Source organism: Burkholderia cepacia (assembly GCF_001718835.1).
GTDB classification, from domain to species: domain Bacteria; phylum Pseudomonadota; class Gammaproteobacteria; order Burkholderiales; family Burkholderiaceae; genus Burkholderia; species Burkholderia cepacia_F.
The window spans coordinates 713,304-735,771 of sequence record NZ_CP013442.1; the positions used below are offsets into that span (position 1 = coordinate 713,304).

The 22,468-nt window shown below is 67.7% G+C and carries 21 protein-coding genes and 1 pseudogene; 5 read left to right on the top strand and 17 right to left on the bottom strand.

Translation table 11 applies throughout. The annotated features are described in order from the left end of the window. The first annotated feature begins 75 nt into the window (after positions 1-75). Positions 76-2,205: a TonB-dependent receptor gene (locus WT26_RS02755; protein WP_069272182.1), complete on the top strand. Its 2,130-nt coding sequence runs from the start codon at positions 76-78 to the stop codon at positions 2,203-2,205. Between the two features lie 36 nt (positions 2,206-2,241). Here WT26_RS02755 and bfr read toward each other — a convergent pair whose 3' ends face one another. After that, positions 2,242-2,718 (bottom strand): bacterioferritin, encoded by a 477-nt coding sequence (bfr, locus tag WT26_RS02760; RefSeq protein ID WP_069269650.1) that lies wholly within the window; start codon positions 2,716-2,718, stop codon positions 2,242-2,244. A gap of 236 nt (positions 2,719-2,954) precedes the next feature. Between bfr and WT26_RS02765 the strand changes: the two genes are divergently transcribed. Further along, the gene (locus WT26_RS02765) at positions 2,955-4,016 is read left to right on the top strand and encodes a DMT family transporter (RefSeq protein ID WP_069272133.1); all 1,062 of its coding nucleotides are present in this window, start codon (positions 2,955-2,957) and stop codon (positions 4,014-4,016) included. Positions 4,017-4,056: 40 nt separating this feature from the next. Here the strand turns inward: WT26_RS02765 and WT26_RS02770 are convergent, their stop codons facing one another. Then, the gene (locus WT26_RS02770) at positions 4,057-4,473 is read right to left on the bottom strand and encodes a plastocyanin/azurin family copper-binding protein (RefSeq protein WP_059624844.1); all 417 of its coding nucleotides are present in this window, start codon (positions 4,471-4,473) and stop codon (positions 4,057-4,059) included. 306 nt (positions 4,474-4,779) lie between these two features. On the opposite strand from WT26_RS02770, the gene WT26_RS02775 reads away from it, so the two are divergent. Further along, positions 4,780-5,307 (top strand): hypothetical protein, encoded by a 528-nt coding sequence (locus tag WT26_RS02775; RefSeq protein WP_069269652.1) that lies wholly within the window; start codon positions 4,780-4,782, stop codon positions 5,305-5,307. Between the two features lie 24 nt (positions 5,308-5,331). Then, positions 5,332-6,672, top strand: coding sequence for a DUF2325 domain-containing protein (locus WT26_RS02780; protein ID WP_069272134.1), 1,341 nt, complete (start codon positions 5,332-5,334; stop codon positions 6,670-6,672). Between the two features lie 15 nt (positions 6,673-6,687). Here WT26_RS02780 and WT26_RS02785 read toward each other — a convergent pair whose 3' ends face one another. From WT26_RS02785 to WT26_RS02845, 14 genes and pseudogenes are all read right to left on the bottom strand, one after another. Next, positions 6,688-7,011, bottom strand: a complete 324-nt coding sequence (locus WT26_RS02785; protein WP_069272183.1) for a winged helix-turn-helix domain-containing protein — start codon at positions 7,009-7,011, stop codon at positions 6,688-6,690. Positions 7,012-7,123: 112 nt separating this feature from the next. Then, a complete protein-coding gene (locus WT26_RS02790) occupies positions 7,124-7,729 on the bottom strand; it encodes a nitrogen fixation protein NifQ (RefSeq protein WP_059985122.1) in 606 nt (201 codons plus the stop codon). 23 nt (positions 7,730-7,752) lie between these two features. After that, entirely contained in the window at positions 7,753-8,178 is a 426-nt protein-coding gene (locus tag WT26_RS02795; protein ID WP_069272135.1) for a TOBE domain-containing protein, read from the bottom strand. A gap of 168 nt (positions 8,179-8,346) precedes the next feature. Next, complete coding sequence (locus WT26_RS02800) at positions 8,347-9,846, bottom strand: efflux transporter outer membrane subunit (RefSeq protein ID WP_069272136.1); 1,500 nt, start codon at positions 9,844-9,846, stop codon at positions 8,347-8,349. Then, positions 9,843-10,769 carry an HlyD family secretion protein gene (locus WT26_RS02805; RefSeq protein ID WP_069272137.1) on the bottom strand — a complete coding sequence of 309 codons (927 nt, stop codon included), beginning with the start codon at positions 10,767-10,769 and terminating at the stop codon, positions 9,843-9,845. Before WT26_RS02805 ends, WT26_RS02800 begins: the two co-directional genes overlap by 4 nt. 1 nt (position 10,770) lies before the next feature. Continuing rightward, complete coding sequence (locus tag WT26_RS02810; RefSeq protein WP_059522018.1) at positions 10,771-10,983, bottom strand: DUF1656 domain-containing protein; 213 nt, start codon at positions 10,981-10,983, stop codon at positions 10,771-10,773. A 34-nt stretch (positions 10,984-11,017) separates the two neighbouring features. Then, positions 11,018-13,141 (bottom strand): FUSC family protein, encoded by a 2,124-nt coding sequence (locus tag WT26_RS02815; RefSeq protein WP_069272138.1) that lies wholly within the window; start codon positions 13,139-13,141, stop codon positions 11,018-11,020. A 29-nt stretch (positions 13,142-13,170) separates the two neighbouring features. Next, positions 13,171-13,293, bottom strand: a pseudogene (locus WT26_RS35140) (MarR family transcriptional regulator); the annotation flags it as partial. A gap of 209 nt (positions 13,294-13,502) precedes the next feature. Further along, positions 13,503-13,799, bottom strand: coding sequence for a hypothetical protein (locus WT26_RS02820; RefSeq protein ID WP_059826007.1), 297 nt, complete (start codon positions 13,797-13,799; stop codon positions 13,503-13,505). A gap of 73 nt (positions 13,800-13,872) precedes the next feature. Then, the gene (locus WT26_RS02825) at positions 13,873-15,582 is read right to left on the bottom strand and encodes a tetratricopeptide repeat protein (protein ID WP_231130433.1); all 1,710 of its coding nucleotides are present in this window, start codon (positions 15,580-15,582) and stop codon (positions 13,873-13,875) included. A gap of 171 nt (positions 15,583-15,753) precedes the next feature. Continuing rightward, complete coding sequence (locus WT26_RS02830; RefSeq protein ID WP_045565981.1) at positions 15,754-16,230, bottom strand: GNAT family N-acetyltransferase; 477 nt, start codon at positions 16,228-16,230, stop codon at positions 15,754-15,756. Between the two features lie 8 nt (positions 16,231-16,238). Then, complete coding sequence (locus WT26_RS02835) at positions 16,239-16,640, bottom strand: cupin domain-containing protein (protein ID WP_010089213.1); 402 nt, start codon at positions 16,638-16,640, stop codon at positions 16,239-16,241. An 88-nt stretch (positions 16,641-16,728) separates the two neighbouring features. Continuing rightward, a complete protein-coding gene (locus WT26_RS02840; RefSeq protein ID WP_059983697.1) occupies positions 16,729-17,556 on the bottom strand; it encodes an AraC family transcriptional regulator in 828 nt (275 codons plus the stop codon). Positions 17,557-17,618: 62 nt separating this feature from the next. Continuing rightward, a complete protein-coding gene (locus WT26_RS02845) occupies positions 17,619-18,587 on the bottom strand; it encodes a LysR family transcriptional regulator (protein ID WP_069272139.1) in 969 nt (322 codons plus the stop codon). 136 nt (positions 18,588-18,723) lie between these two features. On the opposite strand from WT26_RS02845, the gene WT26_RS02850 reads away from it, so the two are divergent. Then, positions 18,724-21,009: an NADP-dependent malic enzyme gene (locus WT26_RS02850; RefSeq protein WP_069272140.1), complete on the top strand. Its 2,286-nt coding sequence runs from the start codon at positions 18,724-18,726 to the stop codon at positions 21,007-21,009. Positions 21,010-21,146: 137 nt separating this feature from the next. Here WT26_RS02850 and WT26_RS02855 read toward each other — a convergent pair whose 3' ends face one another. Beyond that, positions 21,147-22,322 carry a porin gene (locus WT26_RS02855; protein WP_069272141.1) on the bottom strand — a complete coding sequence of 392 codons (1,176 nt, stop codon included), beginning with the start codon at positions 22,320-22,322 and terminating at the stop codon, positions 21,147-21,149. Positions 22,323-22,468 lie beyond the last annotated feature (146 nt).

A 22,468-nucleotide genomic window follows, 5' to 3' on the forward strand; every position in this document is an offset into this window, starting at 1 on the left:
GGCCGCGGGACGGACGCCGCGGCCTTTTTCATGTCTGCCGAAGCCGATCCGTCGACCGTTTTTCTTTCGTATCCGATGAAACTCAACAAGAGCGCCTGCCATGCGCTTCTGATCGCCACGTCGCTGGCCGGCGCAAAAACGTCGTTTGCCCAGGCAAGCGACACGCCGGCGACGCTGCCGACGATTTCCGTCAACGCCGCCGCCGAACGCGCGGCATACGATGCGAGCCGCTCGCGTTCGGCGACCAAGACCGACCTGTCGCTGATGGACGTGCCGCAGACGGTGAACGTCGTTCCGCACGCAGTGATCGAGGACCAGAACGCGACGTCGATGCAGGATGCGCTGCGCAACGTGCCGGGCATCGGCTTTTCGGTCGGCGACGGCCAGCGCGACCAGATCACGATCCGCGGCTTCAACAGCATCACGGATCAGTACGTCGACGGTATCCGCGACGATGCGCTGTACTACCGCGACCTGTCGAACGTCGATCATGTCGAAGTGCTGAAGGGGCCGGCGGCCGTGCTGTACGGACGCGGCTCGGCGGGCGGCATCGTGAATCGCGTGCTGAAGCGGCCGGAAGCGAACCCGGTGCGCGATGTGGGCGTGACGCTCGGCACGCGCGGCGAGCGGCGCGGCGAATTCGACCTCGGCTGGAACGCGAACGATGCGGCGCGTTTCCGGATGACCGGCGCGGCCGAGAACTCGAACAGCTTTCGCGACCAGTTCCAGCTCAACCGCCAGGCGATCGCGCCGTCCGCGCAGTTCAAGCTCGACCGCGACACGGTGCTGAACGTCGAATTCGACTACCTGCACGACCGCCGCACGTCCGACCAGGGGCTGCCCGCGTATCGCGGCCGGCCGGTCGACGTGCCGATCAACACGTATTACGGCTCGGCGGACGCGGCGAACAGTTCGTACAACGACATCTCCGCGAAGAGCGCGACGGTGTCGCTCGATCACCGCTTCAGCGATTCGCTGTCGTTTCACGGCGCGATCCGCGCGTACGACTTCTCGCTCGAACGCAAGAACTACGTGACGTACGAGCCGATCATGACCGCCGCGCACCCGGTCGTCACGCTCGACCAGTCGACGCGCCAGCGCACCGACCACGGCATCGACGGCCTGTTCGAGCTCACGCAGAAGACCTCGCTGTTCGGCATGCGCCACGAGCTGCTGTACGGGCTCGAGCTGTCGCAGCAGCAGAAGTTCGACACGATCTACAGCGTGTCGAAGGTCGCGACCTACGACCTGTTCAATCCGCAGCAGGCGATCCTGCCCGGCGTGCCGACCGGCGCGCGGGCGAAGACGAACGCGTCGACCGTCGTCGGGCTCGCGGGCGTCTACGCGCAGGACCTGATCTCGCTGACCGAGCACTGGAAGGTGCTCGCGGGGCTGCGTTTCGACTACCTGAACCAGATCCGCCACGACTACACGTCGTCGAACGTCAACCTCGACCGTACCGATCGCGCGTGGAGCCCGCGCGTCGGGCTGATCTACGAACCGCTCGACTGGCTGACGCTGTACGGGTCGTTCAGCCAGTCGTTCTCGCCGCTCGCCGATACGCTGATCAGTGCCGGCGCGTTCGCGAACGGCGCCGCGCTCGCGCCGCAGAAGACCACCGCGTATGAAGTCGGCTCGCGCTTCGACCTCGGCGGCAAGGCGACGGCGAGCGTCGCGCTGTTCGACATGCGCCAGACCAACCAGCAGATCGGCGACCCGAACAATCCCGGCTATGCGCTGCCGATCGGCACGCAGCACGTGCACGGGATGGAGCTGGGCTTCACCGGCGAGATCGCGCCGAAGTGGTCGGTGTATGCGGGTTACGCGTACCTGAACGGGACGGTCGACGGCTCGGCGCAATCGACGTCGGCCGGGCTGGCGCTGTCCAGCAACACGCCCGGGCTGATGCCGCGCCACAGCGCGAACCTGTGGATCAAGCGCGAGCTGCCGTACGGCTTCTACGCGGCGGCCGGCATGCAGCTCCAGTCGGCGCGCTATACGTCGGCGAGCGATCTCGTCACGCTGCCGTCGTTCACGGTGTTCAATCTTGGCGCCGGCTATCGCAGCAAGAAGGTCGACGTGACGCTCACGCTCGACAACCTGTTCGATCGCCGCTACTTCATTGCCGCGCACGGCAATGCGGACCTGTACAACATGCCCGGCGATCCGCGCACGCTCACCGCGACGGTGAAGTGGCACATGTAACGCACGTGCCGCGCGCAGTCGGGCACGATCGCGCGCTCACTCGAGCGACGTCATGCCCGACTGCAGATAATTCTGGATGCCGACCTTCTTGATCAGGTCGAGCTGCGTCTCGAGCCAGTCGATGTGTTCCTCTGTATCGTCGAGAATGTGCTCGAGGATCTCGCGCGACACGTAGTCCTGCACCGATTCGCAGTACGCGATCGCCTCCTTGCAGGTGGCCTGCGACGCCCGTTCGAGCTTCAGGTCGCATTCGAGGATTTCTTCCGTATGCTCGCCGACGAGCAGCTTGTGGAGGTCCTGCAGATTCGGCAGGCCGTCGAGCACGAAGATCCGCTCGATGAGCGCGTCCGCATGCTTCATCTCGCCGATCGATTCGTCGTACTCATGCTTGCCGAGCTTGTCGAGCTGCCAGTGCCGATACATGCGCGCATGCAGGAAGTACTGATTGATCGCAGTCAGTTCGTTCTTCAGCTGCGCGTTCAGATAGCCGATGACCTTCTTGTCGCCTTTCATGGCGGTAGTCTCCCATCAGAGCAGTGTCCACTTGCGTTGTGTCGTGCCGCTTCAACGATAGTCAGTCGCGCGTCGAATCTCAATCGGACATGGGTGTATCGGTGACGAAACAGCAAGGCGAATCAATCGTATTTCGTATGCGGCGCGCCGGTGAAAAATGACGTCAGGCCGTCAAGCAGGTGAGATACTCTGCGCATGTCGCCGCAAGCCCTGCGCAACCCGCATTCCCCAATCCCATGCACTCGAGATTCAACGCGATCGTCGTCGCACTGACCGCGGCCGCCCTGTTCGGCGCCGCCACGCCGCTGGCCAAGGCGCTACTCGGCGCGATGTCGCCGTTCATGGTCGCCGGCCTGTTCTATCTCGGCAGCGGGATCGGGCTGGGCGCCGGCATCGTGATCCGCCGGCTGCGCCGGCCTGCCGCCCATGCCGACACGGGTCACGCGCTGAAGAAATCGGAGCTTCCCTGGCTGGCCGGCGCGATCGCGGCGGGCGGCATCGCCGGGCCGGCGCTGCTGATGCTCGGCCTGGCGAGCACGCCGGCCGCCACGAGTGCACTATTGCTCAATCTCGAAGGCGTGCTGACTGCAGTGATCGCGTGGGTGGTATTCCGCGAGAACGTCGACCTGCAGGTGTTCCTCGGGATGGTCGCTATCGTCGCCGGCGGCACGCTGCTGTCGTGGAAGCCGGGTGCGGCGGGCGTGCCGACGGGCGCGTTGCTGATCGTCGGCGCATGCTTGTGCTGGGCGATCGACAACAACCTCACCCGCAAGGTGGCCGCGAACGATGCGATGGTCATCGCGTGCGTGAAGGGGCTGGTCGCGGGTCCCGTCAATATCGCGGTCGCCGTCGCGGCAGGCGCGTCCTGGCCCGCCGCCGCGACGACGGCCGCCGCGATGCTGACGGGGCTCGGCGGCTACGGGATCAGCCTCGTGCTGTTCGTCGTCGCGCTGCGTCATCTCGGCAGCGCGCGCACGGGCGCGTATTTCTCGATCGCACCGTTGTTCGGCGTCGTGCTGGCGCTGCTGATCTGGCCCGCGCTGCCGCCCGCGACGTTCTGGATCGCTGCCGCGTTGATGGCGCTCGGTATCTGGCTGCACGTTCGCGAGCGGCACGAACACACGCATACGCACGAGCGGCTCGAGCACACGCACCGGCATCGGCACGACGAACATCACCAGCATGCGCACGACTTTGCGTACGACGGCAACGAACCGCATACACATCCGCACGCGCATCTGCCGATCACGCATTCGCACACGCATTTCCCGGATATCCATCACCGTCACCGGCATTAGCCGGCGTTTGGTCACCTCCTCTCCATTCACGCGGAATCGTTCAGCGTGTGACGACCAGCGCCACATGCATGCCGGCCGAATAGTGGCCGGGCTTGTTGCAGATCAGCGCGTAGTGGCCGGGCGCAAGCGTCAGCGCGAGACGCCTGCGCTTGCCCGGCGCGATGTCCTCGACTTCGCCGACCTTGTGCAGACGCTGTTCCAGCACCTGTCCTTTGCGGACGGGCAGCGCGCCGTCGGCGAGTTCCGTCTTCAGCACGACGAGTTCGTGCGTCATGTCGCTGTCCGCTGAATTCACGACGTCGAACGTGACCTTGCCGGCTTTCACGTCACGCGGTTCGAGCTGGATCGAGTCCGAGCGCAGCGTCGCCTTGACGGTCTGCTGCGCGTGGCACGCCTGCGATGCGATGCCGAGCGCAGCCATGCCGGCGACGAGCGCGGCACGACAAGCGGGGTTCATGATTGCCTCCCTGTGCGGTGAAACTTGCGCCTGTCGAAACGGGCACAGCCTGTCGGGCGGCAAGAACGGGCAAGCCGGGGCGACGGTGCGTCTCTGTTCCGATGTGCGAAGTACGTGCAGTAAACGTTCGGCTCGGACGGCTTATTCCTGGGGGCAGGCATCGTTTTCCGGCGAGCGCGATCGCGTTGGGCGGAGCGGTGCTGTCGCGGAACGAATCCGCATTCGTTATATTCTGCTGTATATTACGAGGCCATGGAGAAGCGACGCACCGTCGAGTGACGCGCGTTCGGTTGCAGCGAGGGCGGGATGGATGAACTGGTGCAGCAGGGTCAGGACGACGGCGTTGTACGCGGCAAGCAGTCCGCGAGCATCGTGCCGCTGAGGCGGCGCGAGGATGGGCAGCGTGCGGAGCGGATCGCGCACGTGGCCGATGCGTTTGCGCGATTGCGCGGCAGCGTGTTGCGTTTCATCGCGATGCTCGACGAGCGGCAAGGCGTGGATGCACCGAACGCCGGCGCACCCGACGCGCGGCGTTTCGATGCGCTGCTGCAGTCGCTCGCGTCCAGTGCCGAACGTGCGGAATTTCGTCGCCTGCCCGAGCTGCGGCGCTGCATCGAACGCGTCGGGGCGGCGGAACGATACCGCGATGTGATCTTTTTGCATTCGCCGCCGGCGAGCGATGCCGAGCTTCGCGATGCCGCCACGGTGCTGGAGCTGCTCGACGCCGAACTCGTCGGGCTGTGCGTCGCGCACGTGCTCGCGGGTCGCGCCGAGCACCCGTTGCCGCCTGATGCGGCGTCGATGCCGCGCAGCGGGCGCGAGCGCTCCGCCTGAACCGCCAACTGATCGAGGTCCGCGATGGAGATGCCCCCGTTTCGACTGTCCCGACTGGCACCCGGCCAACCCGGTGCGGAACAGCTGCATCCGCCGCATCCACCCGAGGACCGCTGCTGCGGGCCCGCGCCCGTCACCCGTGCGACGGCGACCCGCCGGGCGCGCCTCGCCGAACTCGATCCGCACTTCCACTGCTCGGTGATCGGCACCTGCCTGTCGACGGCGGAACTGCGCAAGCTCGTGCCGCGCCATGCCGACGTTGATCGCGAGCAGGCCACCGACCTGCAGATCCATCATGCGGCGGTCGAGCTCGCGACGCAGGGCGGCGAAGGCGCAAAGGCGCTGCACAAGGCGCTCGATCAGCGTTACGCGCTCGCGATCAAGCGCTTCGGCGCCGCGACGGATGCCGACGCATTGCGTGCGCTGTGGGCCGATGCGTTGAAGACCGGCGACGTGCCGCCCGCATACTGGGCCGTCATCACGCATCCGGCCAGCACGCCGGAACTGCGCCAGCTTGCGTTCGGCGACGTACACATGCTGTCGCATCTGGTGGGCGCGGCCAACCGGGCCGACATCCGGCGACTCGTCGCGCTCGAAGACGAGAACGTGACGCTCAGGAGCAAGATCGAGCGCCAGCAGCACCGGCTGCGGACCTTCGCCGTCGAACGCGACGCCGAGGTGCGCGGACTGCGGGCGACGATCGAATCGCTGAGCGCGGCGGCGAGCCGCCGTGCCGAGCCGGCCGGCGACGGCCTGCATGCGGAACTCGCACGGCTGCGTGAAGCGGTGAGCGAGCGGGATGCCGTCGTCGCGCTGCATGCGAGCCGCCGCGGCGCTGCCGAGGACCGGCTGCAGGAGGAACAGCTGCGGGTGCAGGCGCTGCGCGCGCAACTCGACGCGCAGCGCGACACGATCGAGACGATGAAGCGCGAAGCGCATGCGATCGAGCAGACGGTGCTGCGCACGCTTGCTGAAGCCGGGAGCGAGCCGACCGCGCTCGCGCGCGTGCAGGGCAAGCGTATCGTGTACGTCGGCGGCCGCCCCGGCGCGCATGCGGCGATCAGGCGGCTCGTCGAATCGGCAGGCGGCTCGCTGACGATTCACGACGGTGGCATCGAAGACCGCAAGGGCAAGCTGGCGGCGTCGATTCCCGGCGCCGACCTGGTCGTGTTCCCGGTCGACTGCATCGACCACGATTCGATGAACCTGCTCAAGCGCCTGTGCGAGCGGCACCGGATTGCTTATCACCCGCTCAGGACCGCGAGCGTCGCCAGTTTCGTCGATCTGATGACGGACGACCACGACGATACGGCGCAGTCGTCCCGCTGCAGCCGTGTATCGGCGTTCTGCCTGCGGCACGGCTAGCGCCGCATCAGGTCGTCAGGACTGCATGAGATGGGTGAGGGCCGCGATCTGTTTCGCGCAATGCTTTTGCGCTTGCAGCTCGATCGAGCGATAGAGGCGGATGATCTCCTCGCCGACCGGCGTGAGCACGCTGCCGCCGCCGCTCTGCCCGCCATGCTCGGACACCGTCGCCGGCGATTTCAGCGAGCGGTTCAGCTCGTCCATCAGCAGCCACGCACGCCGGTACGACATCTTCAGGCTGCGCGCCGCCGCCGAAATCGAACCATGCTCGCGCACGGCTTCGAGCAGCGCGACCTTGCCCGGGCCGAGCGCGATCGTGTCGCCCTTGCGGATGCGCATGCGGAAACTCACGCTGGGTTCGTCGGCTGCGGGCCGCTTCGCGGCGGTGGAGGGCTTGGTCATGCGCGACAGGATACACGAACGGGCTGTGCGCGCGACGGCTGCGCGGCTGCTATTGCGTGTGCGGAAAGCAATGGGCGTAGTCGTCGCAACCGGGGCATCCCGGCGCGGGGGCGGGCGGCACGCCGAGATCGGCCGCGATTTCGCGGGCGAGAAACTTCTTCCAGCGCAGATGCGCGACGTTGCGCGCCGCCAGCGCGGGGAAATAGCGCGCCAGCATGCCGGACACCGCATCGCGTCCGTCGAGCCCGAGGTCTCGCCACAAATGATCGGGACGCAGGCACGCATGAGCGATGATCGCGGCGACGCATTCGGCGTCGTCGCGGCGAACCGCGCGACTGGCATCGCGCAACAGCAGTGCGCTGAGCGTTGCGACGAAGTCCGCATGCACGCTGTTCCAGAGCACGATCCTGGCAGGCGGCGCGGCGATCTCGGCCGGCTGCAGGCGCGGAAAGTGGCGGGCCAGCAGCGCGGCGAACTGCGCCTGCGAAAGGCCGAGCAGCGCGAGCTCGCCGCGTCCGCCGCGTGCCGCGATGAGCGTCGCGAACAGGCGGGCGTCCGGCGCATCGGCATCGGCCGCGCCGGCCAGCAGCGCGCGCCGCTGCTGCTCGCAGGCGAGCGGCAGATTGGACGGATCGGTGCAGTCGGACGCAGACATCACGGCGCCAGCGCGCGAGGGCGTCACTCGACGCCGACGATTACGCTCGATGCCTTGAAGATCGCGGACGCAGCCGTGCCGCTCGCGAGGCCGAGACGATCGACGCTGTCGTTGGTGACGATCGCGACGATCTCGGCGCCGCCCGCGGCCTTGATCACGACTTCCGAATTGACCGCGCCCTTCGTGACCGACGATACGGTGCCCGCGACGCAGTTGCGGGCCGACACCTTGCTGCTGTCGACGTCGACCATCACGATGACCGACGACGCCTTGACCAGCGCGAATGCCGCGGAGCCGGCCGCGAGGCCCAGCGAAGCCGCGCTGCCGTGGGTGATCACGGCGAAGATGTCGAGGCCGTCCTGCGTGCGGAGCGTGATTTCGTCGTTGACGGCACCGGTCTTGACGGTGCTGACCTGGCCGGCGAAATGGTTGCGGGCGCTGGTTCGCATGATGAATCTCCGGAATGAGGGTCGCTGCCCGGCGGGCAGCGATGGACGGAAGGGATGCACCGGACAGTCTACCGCCGACGCGAACGGCCGGCGACGTCCGGTCGCGATGGTGCGGATCACGCATCCGCGTGGCCGCGATGGCCCGGCCGCCGTGACGCGCCGCGGAGATCATTCCCGCGCCGCCGGGTTGGCCGATGCGCTTGCGGCCGGCTGCACGGCGCTTTGCGCGGCCGGCGCCGCGTCCGCTTCCCATCCGCCGCCGAGCGCGAGGAAGAGCCGCACCTGGTCGGCCGCGACCTGGCCTTCGGCTGCCGCCACCTGCGCCTGCACGCTCGTCAGCGTGCGCGTCGCGTCGAGGTCGGAGATGAACGACTCGCGGCCGGCCATATAGAGGCGATGCGTTTCGTCGGCCGAGCTTCGCGCCGATTCATACGCCGTCAGCAACGCATCCGCGCGCTGCGTGTCGGCCGCGTAGGTCGCGAGGCTCGACTGCGTCTCGCGCAGCGCGTTCAGCACGACGCCGTCGAAGTGGGCGAGCGCGCCGCCCGTTGCGGCTTCGGCTTCGCGCACACGCGCACGCTGGCCGTTGACGGGGAACGACCAGCTGATCAGTGGTCCGAACGACCAGCGATTGGTGACCGGCGAGAACAGGTCGCCGGCGAGGCCGGTCGTGCCTGCCGTCGCGCCGATGCTGATCGACGGGTACAGCGCGGCGGTTGCCACGCCGATGCGCGCGGTCGCGGCGGCGAGTTGCCGTTCGGCTTCGCGTACGTCGGGGCGGCGGCGCAGCAGCGCGGCGCCGTCGCCGATCGGAATCGGCTGGCGCAGCTTCGGCAGGCGCTCGCATTCGGCGACGGCCTTCGGCAGGTCGGCCGGCGACCGCGCGAGCAGCGCGGCGAGCTGGTATTGCGCGACCTTGCGGCGGCCTTCGAAGCGCGGGATGTCGGCGGCGAGGGTGCGCACCTGCGTCACGCCGCGCGTGACGTCGGTCTGGTTGCCGCGCCCCGCATCGCGCAGCCGCTGCGACAGCGCGACGCGCTGCTTCTGCAGCGCGAGCGACTGCTTCGCGACGGCCAGCTCGTCGCCGGCCGAGCACGATTCGACGTACGCGCGCACGACGTCGGCGACGACCGTGATGCGCGCCAGGTCGCCGGCGGCCCTGACGGCCTCGCTGTCCGCGCGCGCGGCTTCGACGCCGCGCCGCAGTTTGCCGAACAGGTCGATCTCGTACGACACATTGATGCCGACCGCGCCTTCGTTGACGACCGGCAGCTTGTTCTCGAGCAGATATTGCTCGGCCGATTCCTGCGCGCGCTGCACGGCGGCCTCCGCGCCGCCCGAGAAGCCGCCCTGCTGGCTCGCGACTTCCAGCGCCGCGCGTGAGCGCGCGAGGTTGGCCGCGGCGACGCGCAGGTCGGTGTTCGACTTCAGTGCGTCGCGCACGAGCGCGTTGAGCACGGGGTCGTCGTAGAGCTGCCACCAGTTGCCGGGCACGGCGTCGCGCGACACGAGCGTGCCGTTCGCGTCGTCGAGCGCGTGGTTCGCGAGCGGCGCATTCACGTACGCCTGCTGCGGCAGCGTGTAATCGGGGCCGACGGACTTGCACGCGCCGAGTGCGAGCGCAAGCGGTGCGAGCGCCGCCGCGAGATGGAGGCCGCGCTGCTTCATTGCGACGCCCCCGCCGCGCTCGCGGCGCCCGGCTTCGCATTGCCGGCGCGGCGCGTGTCGGCTTCGCGCATCGAGACGGTCGCGGTGCGGCCCGCGATCATCCGGAAATCGTCGGGCACCTCGTCGAGCACGACGCGCACCGGCACGCGCTGCGCGAGCCGCACCCAGCTGAATGCAGGGTTCACGTTCGGCAGCAGGTTCGCGCCCTGCGTGCGGTCGCGATCCTCGATCGCGGCGACGATGCTTTGCACGTGGCCGCGCAGCGTATGCGGTTCTCCCATCACGATGATGTCGACCGGCTGGCCGATGTGGATGCCGCGCAGCTTGGTTTCCTCGAAGTAGCCGTCGACACGGAACGAATCGCGGTCGACGACCGACAGCACCGCGCGGCCGGCAGGCACGTATTCGCCGACGCGCGGCGCGCGGTCGTTCAGGTAGCCGTCGACGGGACTGACGATCGTCGTGCGCTGGAGGTTCAGCTTCGCGGTGTCGAGCGACACCTGCGCATCGGCGACGGCGGCTTCGCCTTGTTCGACGCGCGTGCGGCTTTCCTCGACCTGTTCGCTCGCAACCAGGTTGCCGAGCTGCAGGTTGCGCGCGTATTCGCGCTTCGCCTGGGCGAGCGTCGCGCGGCGCTGGGCGAGCGTGGCTTCGGCGAGCCGTTCCGCAAGCGTGTAGCGGGCCTGGTCGATCACGAACAGCACCTGGCCGCGCTTGACCTCCTGGTTGTCGGCGACCTGCACCGACGTGATGAGGCCGGCCACGTCCGGCGCGACCTGGATCACGTCGGCGCGCACGTGACCGTCGCGGGTCCACGGCGAGAACATGTAGTAGTTGACGATGCGCCACAGCACGACGGCCGCCACGACGACGACGATCAGGGTAAGCAGGATCTGCCCTGCCGAGAGCCAGGTTTTTTTCACGTTAGGTAGCCACGAGACGGTGGGAAACGATCACGACGGCGGCAAACACGAACACGTAGATGCCGAGGTCGAAGATCGAACGATGCCAGACGAGGCGGTAGAAGCCGACGCGCTCGAGCACGGCGCGCACGACGATGTTGATCAGGTAGGCGATCAGCATCAGCACGAGCGGGGCCGGCACGAATACGCCGAAGATGTCGATTTCGCCGATCATGATCGTGGTGGCCGTTGCGTTGAAGAGAAACAGGTCATGGCTGCGCCGCTCCGGATGCCCGGGGCGCCTGCCCCGCCGCGGCCGGATACAGCGACAGGCGCAGGCCGACGAGCGCGTGCAGCGTGTCGCGCAGCCGGCGATGCACGACCGGCGCCGCCCGTTGCGCGGCGACGCCGCTCGCCGCCGCAGCCGCCGGCAGCGTGCGGTCGGCCACGCGGCGCAGCGCGTCGTCGATCGTGGCGAGCAGCGCGGGCGGTGCCGGCTGGCGCGCGTTCGCGGCCGCGCAGCGTGCGTAGTGGTCGGTGACGCCGGCCAGCACGCGGTCGATCGCGTCGGGGACGTCGCCCGCCAGCCGGCGGCGCGAGCGGCGCAGGTCGAGCGCATTCAGTGCGATGCGCAGGTCGCGGAAGCTTTCGATCGACGGATGACGGTGGTCGTCGGATGCGCCGAGGCGCGGCAGCAGCTGCGTGACGCGGTCGAGCATCCGCGACGCGTGGTTGCGCTGGTCGTCGAGCGGCTGCGTCGACGCGGAGCGCGCGACGTCTTCCCAGCCCGAGCGCAGCAGGCGCCGCACCGCGAGTTCGGCGCCGAACGGTCGCGTCGCACGCGTCCACACGTACGCGAACAGCAGCCCGGCGACGCCCGCGAGGTTGCTGTTCAGGAACACGAAGAAATCGGCGTCGTACGCACCCTGGATGCTGATGAAGGTAGCCGTGTTCACGGCGACGAGCATCGTCACCATGTTGAACTGCGGGCGCGGCAGCAGCGTGCCGATCAGGATGAACGGGCCCGCGAACATCACGACGAGCATCGCGAAATCGTGCACGTGCGGCAGCACGACGAACAGGTACAGGCCCGCGAACACGACGCTCGCGGTCGTCGCGAGGAAGAACTTGAACACCAGCGGCGCCGGCTCGTCGAGCGCGGCGAAGAAGCTGCACGACACGGCCACGAGCGTGACGGCCGCGGCGCCGTCGTGCCAGCCGGAGCTGATCCACAGCGCGCACGCGACGACGATCGCGCCGACCGCCGTCAGCGTCGAGAACAGCATCATCCCGCGATCGAAGAAGCGCTCGGTGCCGCCGAGCCGCCAGTGCCGGTAGCGCGGCTGCCAGACGCCCGATTCGTTGCCGATCAGCGCGCGCAGCGAGCGGCAGTCCTGCCAGATGTCGATGACCTGGCGCAGCCGCCACAGCGCGTTCGACAGCAGCGCGCCGTCCCAGCTCGCGAGCGCGTCGTCGGCCGGCTGCAGCGCGGCAATGCGTTCGCGCAGGCGCTCCGCGACCGGGTCGTCGACGCTGCCGGCGCTGTCGCCGGTGATCGACGGCAGCGGCGCATCGAACCATCTGGCCGCGTCGGCCAGCAGCGCGTCGAGCCCGGGCGGGCGCAGGTGCAGGTCGCGCATCAGCGCAATCAACGGATCGGCGAGCGACGACATCAGCGGCAGGAACAGCTGCATCCGGCCCGCGAGCGCCTGCGCACGCGCGAGGATGCGCGGATGCGCGTGGTCGTAGCTCAGCTGGCTCAGCAGGAACTCGAGGCCCGTGATGGTCGCCGCGAGCCGTTGCCGGCACGCGGACAGCGCCTTGCCGGCAATGTGCCCGGACAGCGTCTCGCGGCCGTAGAACGCGGCGTCCTTGAACCACGCATCGGTGCGCTCGATCAGCGTCGGCGCGAGCCGGTTCGGGAAGACGGCGCCGCCGACCACGCTCGCGCAGACGATGCCGAGCACGATCTCCTCGGTACGCGCGATCGCGACGTCGAACACGGTGGACGGATCGGTCACGGTCGGCAATGCGATCAGCGGCATCGTATAGCCGGCGAGCATGAACACGTAGCTGCGCGCGGTGCGGTCGGAGATCGCGAGGTAGAGCAGCGTGCCGCACCAGGTGGCGACGATGATCGCGAACAGCAGCGGCGTCTCGACGAACGGCGGCACGAAGAAGATCGCGGCAGCCGCGCCGAGCGCGGTGCCGAGCGCCCGATACAGCGCCTTCGAGCGTGTCGCGCCGACGAACGGGTTCGACACGATGTAGACGCTCGCCATCGCCCAGTACGGGCGCGGCAACTGGAAATACAGGCCGAGGTACAGCGCCAGCATCGACGCAGCGAACGTCTTGCCCGAGAACAGCCAGTCGCGAAGGCTCGGATAGGTCATGGCGCGAGATCGGCCGGCGGGGCGTGGCGCGACGCGGTGGCGTCGGGGGTGTTGAACGCGGCCGGCACGCCGTCGCTCGCCCGGCGCCATTTGCGGGCGGCGAGCACGAGCGTGCTGCTTGCGGCGAGGCGGAGATCGTGCAGATTGGTCATGGCCGGGATGCTGGCGGCAAGCAAATTCGATAGCAAACTATCGGTTTGGGTCATGAGCACGCCGGGCGGGCGCGGGCCTGCAAACGGCAATGTAGGGTGGGAATCGGGAAATGGTCAAGGCGTCGCGGCGAGCGCCGGCTCACCGACAGCCGGATATTCGTCTGATGTAATGGATGGGATGAGCGACGCCGGGCCGCTCGGTCATTGGGTCAGAAGCCGCTTCTTATCGCGCGCAGGAAGTCGCCGGAGGATTCGTGCGTGTTCACGGCGTTGATGATGTCGGTGAGGAACCAGGGCAGAATCAATTGCGTATCAGGGTCGCTGACGCCGACGCTGAGCACCGGCGGTTTCGACGTGGCGGCATCGCGCGTCGCGCAGGGGCTGGCGCGCGACGCACAGGTGTGCGTGTCCGGCGGGATCTGCCGGGCGATCGGCTGGGTGGCGGGCACCGATGAGCAGCCGGCAACGAGCACGACCAGGGCGACGATAGCGCGAAGAAGCTTCATGGGATGCTTTCCATTACGTTGCTTCGACAAAATGACCGGTGACGAGTTCGCCGCTGCAGGATTGCCTCGCGATCTATTGCGCCCGCGTCGAGTCGGTCAGTGCGTCGGCCTCGCGCTTCATTTCGTCGGCTTCGGCGGAACGTCCGGTTTGGCGGAGAAGAGTGCCCAGATTCCGCAAGGTGCGAGCCTGATCCTGTCGCCAGGTCAGCGGATCGCCGTACGCGAGCTTGCGGTACAGATCCAGCGCACGGCGCCACGCGTCTTCCGCTTCGCGCGGCCTGCCCGTGCGGCTGTAGAGCACGCCCAGATTGTTCAGTATTCTCGCCTCGTCGGGCTGGTACTCGGCAGGCGCATTGCGCGAGAGCGCGTGAACGATCTGCAGCGCCTGCCGATACGCCTGCAGTGCGTTGGCCGGCCGCCGTTCAATGCGGTACAGCACGCCCAGATTGCCCAGCGTACGCGCCAGGTCGGGCTGGTAAAGCGCGGGGCTTTCGCGGACGAGCTGCCGGCGGATCGTCAGCGCTTCCCGGTAGGCATGTTCCGCTTCCGGCAGCCGCTCGTTTGCGATATCGAAGTTGCCGAGGTTGTTCAGTGTGCGCGCAAGCGCCGGACGCCACGCGGCCGGATTGTCATGCGCGAGTGCGCGCTGGATGCCGAGCGCTTCGCGATAGGCGCGTTCCGCGTCATGCATGCGCTGAGTCGCGCCGTAGAGGATGCCGAGATCGTTGAGCGTCGTCGCGATCGCGGGTCGGTACAGGGCCGGGTCCTGCCGGGCCAGCGCGCGGTCGAGGGCGAGGGCTTCGCGCCACGCGTCTGCCGCTTCCCGCAGGCGCTGCGTGTCGCGGTACAACGTTGCAAGGTTGTCGAAGGTTTGCGCCAGCGCGGGATCGTAGGCCGGAGCGTTGACGCGGGCGAGCGCCCAGTAGATTTCGAGCGCGTGCAGCCATGCGGCTTCGGCTTCCTTTTTCTGTTGCTGCATCGCATACAGACTGCCGAGCTGGCCGAGCGTACGCGCGACGGCGGGTTGCCATGCGGCAGGCTTCTGTTGCGCAAGCGTCCGATACTGGATCAGCAGTGCGCGATACACCGGCTCCGCGCGCTCGGGCTCGTGCTGCACGAGCAGTGTGTCGGCGTAGGCGGTGGCGATGGCCACATCGTCGGGCTGCAGTGCATGGGCTTTCTCCAGGTACGGCAGCGCGTTCCATGGCATGAAGCGAAGCAGTTCGATGCTGGCCGCTTCATAGTTGCGCGCCGCGGTTAGCTGGGCGGTGCCGGGTACTTTGGCCGCGAGCCGCATGGTCAGCGCAGACGCGGCATCCAGGTCGAGGCGCTTCGCTGCCGCGTCGAGTTGCAGTTCGGCGGGGTCCGCGCTGCGCGTGATCGACAACCTGCGCAGCAGATCGTCATAGCGTGTGTTCCATTTCGACGCTTCGGCTGCAGGGTCGATATCGGTGCGGGTCCTGATCTGCGACGCGAGGCTTTCGAGGAGGGTTTCGAGGTTGACCAACGCGGCGTCGTCTGTCGGTTCGCCGTGGCCTGACCGGGAGAAGACCGCGTGCAGCATCACGTTGGCCGCTTTCGCCAGCGCAACCCGTTGCGCGGCGGCGAGTCCGTCGCGCTGCACCGCGCGGTTCAGGCGTTCGGTGACGCTGGCGAGCGCGGGCGCGGAGACAGCACAGCGGTTCCGCACTTCGAATCCATGCGTGACGTCGACTTCGGAAAACGACGGCACACAGGTTCCAGCCACCCCCGCAGCGGCACATGCCGTGGACAGCGCGGCCATCGCGATGCCGGACAGCGTTTTGCCAGCACTCATTTCCAGTCAGGTCTGCAGGATCACCGGGACAGCGTTGCGCGGCGCATCGCTTCGCCCGGAAAGCTGCGATGCGATCATGTGTATTGATTCTAGTGAATACCGGCCCCCGGCGGCACCGCACATCGATCGACTGCTGCTTTAAAGCTCGAGCGCCATGAATCGCGTGCCTTCGACCGGGTTCTCATAGAACGGCGCGATTTCCGCGAATCCCAATCGCTCGTACAGGCGCTGGGCGAAACGGGTTTGCGCAACGGCGTCGAGAACCAGCGAGGAGAACCCCAGGTCCTTCGCGCGCCCGACCACCGACGTGACGAGCTTTTCGCCGAGCGACAAGCCTCGCCATGCTGCGCGGACATAGAGCCGCTTGAGTTCCGCGGTTTCGCTCGAATGGCGCAGCAGCCCCGCGCAACCGGCGATCTCGCCGTCGACCTCCGCGACGAAGAACATGCCGGACGGCAGCGTATAGATCCGCTCGAACGCCTCCATCTCGGCATCGAAGCCGCGGTAGGACAGGTCCATGTCGAGCCAGCGAACGTATTCGCGGATCACGGCAACGAGCGCGACGGTATCCGCGGGGAACGCGGCTTCGCGGATGACGGGCGTGTGCGTCGGCATCGCGGCAGTCAGATCCACAGGTCGTTTTCGACCGTTCTTTCGCTGGCCGTGTCGCCCGTGTTGACGACGCCGCGCGGCTCGATCAACAGCAGCTTCACTTCGGACGCCGCGTACGGCTTGTGTTCGACCCCCTTCGGCACCACGGCCATCTCGCCCGGGCCCAGCTCCACGGCGCCGTCGCGGAAGTCGATGCGCAAGCGGCCTTCGAGCACGATGAACGTCTCGTCGGTGTCGGCGTGATGGTGCCAGATGAAATCGCCGACGATCTTCACGACCTTGAACTGATAGTCGTTCATTTCAGCGACGACGCGCGGCTGCCAGTGGCCGTCGATGCGGCGAATCCTGTCGAGCAGGTCGATCGTCTGGCGCTGGCCGCGATGCGCGGGTGCCTGGAGAGAAGGGTGGGACATGCCGGCTCCGTTACGGTGATGTGCTGTAAATGGAGCTTAGGCCGGCCGCCGGCGGGCAGTCTTGAACGATTGTGCGTGCCGGCCGCCGTCAGTCGGCGCGCGGCTGGCCCGTCATCGTCAGCCAGCGCGCGGGCGAGATTCCGTATGCGCTGCGGAAATGCCGGGTCATGTGGCTCTGATCGGAAAAACCCGCCGCGACCGCGGCGTCCGCGAGGGGCACGCCGCGCAGCATCATCGCGCGCGCCGCTTCGAGCCGGCGCATGGTCAGGTAACGATACGGGCTCGTTCCGTAGAAGTTGCGGAAATCCCGCGACAGGCTCCAGCGGTCCCGCCCGCTGATGGCGGCGAGCGTGTCCAGCGTGACGGGCCCGGTGCATGCGTCCTGCAGATACTCGCGCGCTCGCTGCACCGCGGCGAAATCCGCGGGCTTGCGCGTCGGCCGGGCGCCGGAGGCGATATCCAGCGCGAGCGCGAGGTCGACGATCGCGTCGTCGCGTTCGAGCGGCTCCGCGCCGTCGCGCATCCGGCTCAGCGCGGCGCGGGTCGCGTCGAACAGGCGCGGATCGGTCGTCACGCCGCCGTCGATGAACGGCAGCGGCTTGCCGCCCAGCACGGCCTGGATCGCGGCGGGCTGCACGTAGATCATCTGGTAGCGGAACCCCTCGTGCGTGCCGGCCTGGCCGTCATGGGCCTCGTCGGGATGCAGGACCATCGTTTGCCCCGGCACGCTGCTGCGCAGGCTGCGCCGATAGTGGAAGCACTGGACGCCGGCGAGGGTCAGGCCGATCGCGTAGGTGTCGTGCCGGTGCATCGAGTACGCGTTGCCGCGGAAATAGGCTTCGATGCGCTCGATGCCCTGCGTGGCTTCCGAGCGGGAAATCCAGTCGGATCGGGTCTGCTTCGTACTGCCTGTCATTGCGCTCTCCCGGCATTCCCTGATGCTTCGGTTTCCTTGCGAATTCGCTGCGCGAGCGGGCGTCAGCCGGCCCGGCCTGCGTCCGCTTCCTGATACAGCGTGCGGAGGATCTGCGCGAAGATCGTATCGATCTCGCGCGCCACGCCCGCGCGCGTGAACGCGGCAACCGGCGGCAGCGTCCAGTCGAGCGTATACGGCACGATCGCGACGCCGGCGATGCGCACGAGCTCCTCCGCGATATCGGCGGGGACGATCGACACGGCGTCTTCGTTGGCCACGATCACTTCGCCGATCAGGCGCGACGAGTAGCTTTCGACGATCGGCACGGGCGGCGCGACGCCGGCGTGCAGGAACAGGTCGGCGATCTGCTCGCGGAGCGGCGTGTGCGGCGGGCCGAGAATCCAGTCGAGCTCCGCGAGCTTGCGCCAGTTGGGCCGGCTGCGTGCCAGACGCGCGGCGAGCCGGCGGCTCGCGATCAGGCGCGGCTTCTGCTGATGCAGCACTTCGAAGCGCAACTGCGCGAGATCGACGGTCGACGACGCGCGTCCGATCACGATGTCGAGCGTGTGGTCGCTCAACTGCGCCATCAGCGCATCGCTGGTGCCTTCGTGGATCGTCATCGTGAGCCGCTGCGGCACCTGCGATTGCGTGCGCCGGATCGCCGCCGCCAGCGTGCGGCCCGAAATGAACGGAATCACGCCGATGTGCAGCCGCATCGCATGGCCGGCGACGACCGCTTCGATATCGCGGGTGAGATGGTCGAGGTCGTGCAGCATCGCCTGCGCGCGTTCGAGCACGACGTTGCCGAGCGCGGTCGGCCGCATGCCGCGCGACGAGCGCTCGAAGAGCGGCGTGCCGAACATGCTCTCCAGCTCGGACAGCGCGTTCGTCACGGCCGGCTGGCTGCTCGCGAGATGCTCGGCCGCGCGCGTCAGCGACCCGTGTTGCTGGATCTGCAGCAACAGCACCAGGTGCCGCATCTTCAGGCGGGCGCTCAGGCGCCGGCTCACTTCCTCAATATCGAATCGCACGACTCACGAACCTTGGCCATCACGTAAACATGATGGACGCATACTAATTCAAAATGGCGCGCCCGGGACGGCTGCCTAGAATGGCGTGCTTCGATGGTCGCCGGGACGGGCCCGGCGCATGGATGCGAGACGACACATGAACAAGACCGAACGCCAGGCCGCCCTGGAATATCACGAATTTCCGACCCCGGGAAAGATTGCCGTGACCGCGAGCAAGCCGCTCGTGACCCAGCGCGATCTCGCGCTGGCGTACACGCCGGGCGTCGCGGTCACCTGCGAGGAAATCGCCGCCGATCCGCTGCAGGCGCACCGCTTCACCAGCCGCGGCAACCTGGTCGGCGTGATCACGAACGGCACGGCCGTGCTGGGTCTGGGCAACATCGGCCCGCTCGCGTCCAAGCCGGTCATGGAAGGCAAGGCCGTGCTCTTCAAGAAGTTCGCGGGGATCGACGTCTTCGACATCGAGATCAACGAAACCGATCCGGACAAGCTGGTCGACATCATCGCGGGCCTCGAGCCCACCTTCGGCGGCATCAACCTCGAGGACATCAAGGCGCCCGAGTGCTTCACGGTCGAGCAGAAGCTGCGCGAACGCATGAAGATCCCGGTCTTCCATGACGATCAGCACGGCACCGCCATCACCGTTTCCGCCGCGTTCATCAACGGGCTGGCCGTGGTGGGCAAGGACATCAAGCAAGTGAAGGTCGTGACGTCGGGCGCAGGGGCCGCCGCGCTGGCCTGCCTGGACCTGCTGGTCGACCTCGGGCTGCCGCCGGAGAACATCTGGGCGACCGACATCGAGGGCGTCGTCCATGCGGGGCGCACGGTCGCGATGGACCCGGACAAGGCGCGCTTTGCGCAGGAGACGTCGGCGCGCACGCTGTCCGACGTGATCGAGGGCGCCGACGTGTTCCTCGGGCTGTCCGCCGGCGGCGTGCTGACCGCGCCGATGCTCGCGAAGATGGGGCCGCGCCCGCTGATTCTTGCGCTGGCCAACCCGACGCCCGAGATCTTTCCGGAAGCGGCGTGCGCGGTGCGCGACGACGTCGTCATCGCGACGGGCCGTTCGGACTACCCGAACCAGGTCAACAACGTCCTCTGCTTCCCGTACATCTTCCGCGGCGCGCTGGACGTGGGCGCCACCTCGATCACGCGCCGGATGGAGATCGCGGCCGTCCATGCGATCGCGGGGCTCGCGAAGGAGGAGCCGAACGACTCGGTCGCGGCGGCTTATGGCGCGTACGACGTGGCGTTCGGCGCGCAATACCTGATTCCGAAGCCGTTCGATTCCCGACTGATCGTGCGGATCGCGCCCGCCGTCGCGAAGGCCGCGATGGAGGACGGCGTCGCCACGCGCCCGATCGACGATTTCGCCGCGTACGCGGATCAGCTTCAGCAATTCGTCTATCACTCCGGCGCGTTCATGAAGCCGCTGTTCGCGACGGCGCGCCGGCTGGTGCGTGACGGCGGCAAGGCGCGGATCGTCTTCACCGAAGGCGAGGACGAGCGCGTGCTCCGCGCGGTGCAGGTGATCGTCGACGAGAAGCTGGCGCGCCCGATCCTGGTCGGGCGCCCGGAAGTGCTGCTGGCGCGCATCGAGAAATTCGGGCTGCGGTTGCGGCTCGGCGAAGACGTCGAGGTCACCAATCCGGAATACGACGAGCGCTTTCACCAGTATTGGACGACGTATTGGGAGCTGCGCTGCCGGGACGGCATCTCGAAGGAAATGGCGCGGGTCGAGATGCGGCGCCGCCTGACGCTGATCGGCGCGATGATGGTGCGGCTCGGCGATGCGGACGGGATGATTTGCGGCACGGTTGGCGAATATCACAACCACCTGCGGTTCGTCGACGAGGTGATCGGCAAGCGGCGCGGCGCGCACGTCTATGCGGCGATGAACATCCTGTTGCTCGATCAGCGGACGGTCGCGCTGGTGGATACGCACGTCAACGACAATCCCGATGCCGAGCAGATCGCGGAATTCACGATCGCCGCGGCTCGCCAGATGGAATGGCTGAACCTGACGCCGAAAGCGGCGTTGCTGTCGCGCTCGAACTTCGGGTCGGGGAGTGCGGCGTCGGGCGTGAAGATGCGCGAGGTGCTCGAACGCGTCAGCGAGCAGGCGCCGGATCTCGAAATCGACGGCGAAATGCATGGCGATTGCGCGCTGGACGAAGCGCTGCGGTTGCGCATCCTGCCGATGTCGCCGCTGAAGGGGGCGGCGAACCTGCTCGTGTGCCCGAACGTGGATGCGGGGAATATCGCGTACAACCTGCTCAAGACGGAGGCCGGCAGCAATGTGGCGGTGGGGCCGTTCCTGCTGGGCGTCAACGCGCCGGTGAATATTCTGACGTCCAGCGCGACGGTGCGGCGGATCGTGAACATGGCGGCGCTGACGGTGTTGCAGGCAAACCGCGATTGAGCGCGCGGACGTTCGATGTGCAACTAACGGTCTAGCCCGCCGGCGCCCGCCCGATTCGGCGGGCCGGCGGCATGACAACTTCGTTCGGGAATGCGGCCGGCACGTGCAGTGCGCGCGCGCCGGCCGCCGTCGATGCGTCAGAACTTGTGGCGAATCCCGACGATCGCGAGTTCCTGCGTATCGGTGCCGGAGTTCACGCCGTACGAGCCGACCGACGCGGCGGCCTTCACGACCGCGCCGTTCGCGTTGAGCGTGTTGCCGCTCGCCTTCTGGTAGCCGAACAGCGCATACAGGTCGGTGCGCTTCGACAGCGCGTAGTCCGCGCCGAGGTTGACCTGGTTGTAGTGCGCGGAAGACGGGCCCGTCAGCGACGTGTAGTTGTAGCCGACACCCGCGCGCAGCGCCGGCGAGAACTGCCAGTTGAAGAACGCGGAGCCGTTGTTGAACTTCGCGTTCTGGCTGAACGCCGACAGCGTGTCCGCGCCGTACTGCGTATTCGAATACGCGAGGCCGAAGGTGGCGGGCCCGGCCACGTACTGGCCGGCCACCCGCACGATCTGGATCGACTTCGCGCTCGAGAAGCCCTGGTTGATCACGGTGTTGAACAGCGTGTCCGAGCTGCTCGACCACGTGCGCACGCCGCTCTTGTCCGTCGTCGTGCCGCCGTTCGCGTAGAAGAAGCCGGCGCCGAGCGACAGCGGGCCGTTCGCGTAGCTTGCGCCGAAGCTGTACGTGCGGCCGCTGCCGGTGGCGCCCGCGACGCCGCCGAAGCCGTACAGGCCCTCGAACTGGAAGCCCGAGATCAGCGGGCTCGTGTATTTCACCGAGTTGCTGACGCGCAGGCTGTTGTCGTAGTTGTCGAGGTCGCCCGGCGTCGCGAACACGCCGCCGAAGTAGTTGTCCTGCGTGAGGCCCTGCACGAGATCGACGACCGGATCGTACTGGCGGCCGAGCGTGACGGTACCGTACGTGCTGCTCGCGAGGCCGACGACGGCTTTGCGGCCGAATTCGCGGCTGCCCTGGCCGAGTGCGCCCGTGCCGATGTTGAAGCCGTTCTCGAGCTGGAACAGCGCGGCCAGGCCGCCGCCGAGATCCTCGGTGCCGCGCAGCCCCCAGCGGCTGCCCGACAGGTTGCCGCTGCTGAACTTGACGAGGCTCGACGCGTTGCTGCCGTTCGCGTTCTGGGCATTGTGCACGTAGGCGATGCCCGCATCGGCGATGCCGTACAGCGTGACGCTGCTCTGCGCGTGGGCGCCGGCGGCGAAGAGCGCGGCCGGCAGCGCGAGAAGGGCGAGTCGCTTGAATGATTGCATCTTCTGGTTACCCCCGTGGTCGATTGGTCTGACGAGTCGGTGAACGATACGGACCACGGACCATCAAGGAAACCAATCATTTCTCGAATGGATATGAAGCGCGGCGATCGTTGCGATCGCCGCGTGGATGGAAGGCCGGCAGGGCG

Coding starts and splice junctions, on each gene's coding strand:
- WT26_RS02830 (WP_045565981.1), bottom strand. CDS start 16,230: ATGCCGACGCACACGCCCGTCATCCGCGAAGCCGCGTTCCCCGCGGAT.
- WT26_RS02755 (WP_069272182.1), top strand. CDS start 76: ATGAAACTCAACAAGAGCGCCTGCCATGCGCTTCTGATCGCCACGTCG.
- WT26_RS02770 (WP_059624844.1), bottom strand. CDS start 4,473: ATGAACCCCGCTTGTCGTGCCGCGCTCGTCGCCGGCATGGCTGCGCTC.
- WT26_RS02800 (WP_069272136.1), bottom strand. CDS start 9,846: ATGAAGCAGCGCGGCCTCCATCTCGCGGCGGCGCTCGCACCGCTTGCG.
- WT26_RS02785 (WP_069272183.1), bottom strand. CDS start 7,011: ATGCGCATCCGCAAGGGCGACACGATCGCGCTCGGCCCGGGCAAGGTC.
- WT26_RS02795 (WP_069272135.1), bottom strand. CDS start 8,178: ATGCGAACCAGCGCCCGCAACCATTTCGCCGGCCAGGTCAGCACCGTC.
- WT26_RS02825 (WP_231130433.1), bottom strand. CDS start 15,582: ATGGCCGCGCTGTCCACGGCATGTGCCGCTGCGGGGGTGGCTGGAACC.
- WT26_RS02835 (WP_010089213.1), bottom strand. CDS start 16,640: ATGTCCCACCCTTCTCTCCAGGCACCCGCGCATCGCGGCCAGCGCCAG.
- WT26_RS02790 (WP_059985122.1), bottom strand. CDS start 7,729: ATGTCTGCGTCCGACTGCACCGATCCGTCCAATCTGCCGCTCGCCTGC.
- WT26_RS02850 (WP_069272140.1), top strand. CDS start 18,724: ATGAACAAGACCGAACGCCAGGCCGCCCTGGAATATCACGAATTTCCG.
- bfr (WP_069269650.1), bottom strand. CDS start 2,718: ATGAAAGGCGACAAGAAGGTCATCGGCTATCTGAACGCGCAGCTGAAG.
- WT26_RS02810 (WP_059522018.1), bottom strand. CDS start 10,983: ATGATCGGCGAAATCGACATCTTCGGCGTATTCGTGCCGGCCCCGCTC.
- WT26_RS02840 (WP_059983697.1), bottom strand. CDS start 17,556: ATGACAGGCAGTACGAAGCAGACCCGATCCGACTGGATTTCCCGCTCG.
- WT26_RS02780 (WP_069272134.1), top strand. CDS start 5,332: ATGGAGATGCCCCCGTTTCGACTGTCCCGACTGGCACCCGGCCAACCC.
- WT26_RS02775 (WP_069269652.1), top strand. CDS start 4,780: ATGGATGAACTGGTGCAGCAGGGTCAGGACGACGGCGTTGTACGCGGC.
- WT26_RS02855 (WP_069272141.1), bottom strand. CDS start 22,322: ATGCAATCATTCAAGCGACTCGCCCTTCTCGCGCTGCCGGCCGCGCTC.
- WT26_RS02765 (WP_069272133.1), top strand. CDS start 2,955: ATGCACTCGAGATTCAACGCGATCGTCGTCGCACTGACCGCGGCCGCC.
- WT26_RS02815 (WP_069272138.1), bottom strand. CDS start 13,141: ATGACCTATCCGAGCCTTCGCGACTGGCTGTTCTCGGGCAAGACGTTC.
- WT26_RS02820 (WP_059826007.1), bottom strand. CDS start 13,799: ATGAAGCTTCTTCGCGCTATCGTCGCCCTGGTCGTGCTCGTTGCCGGC.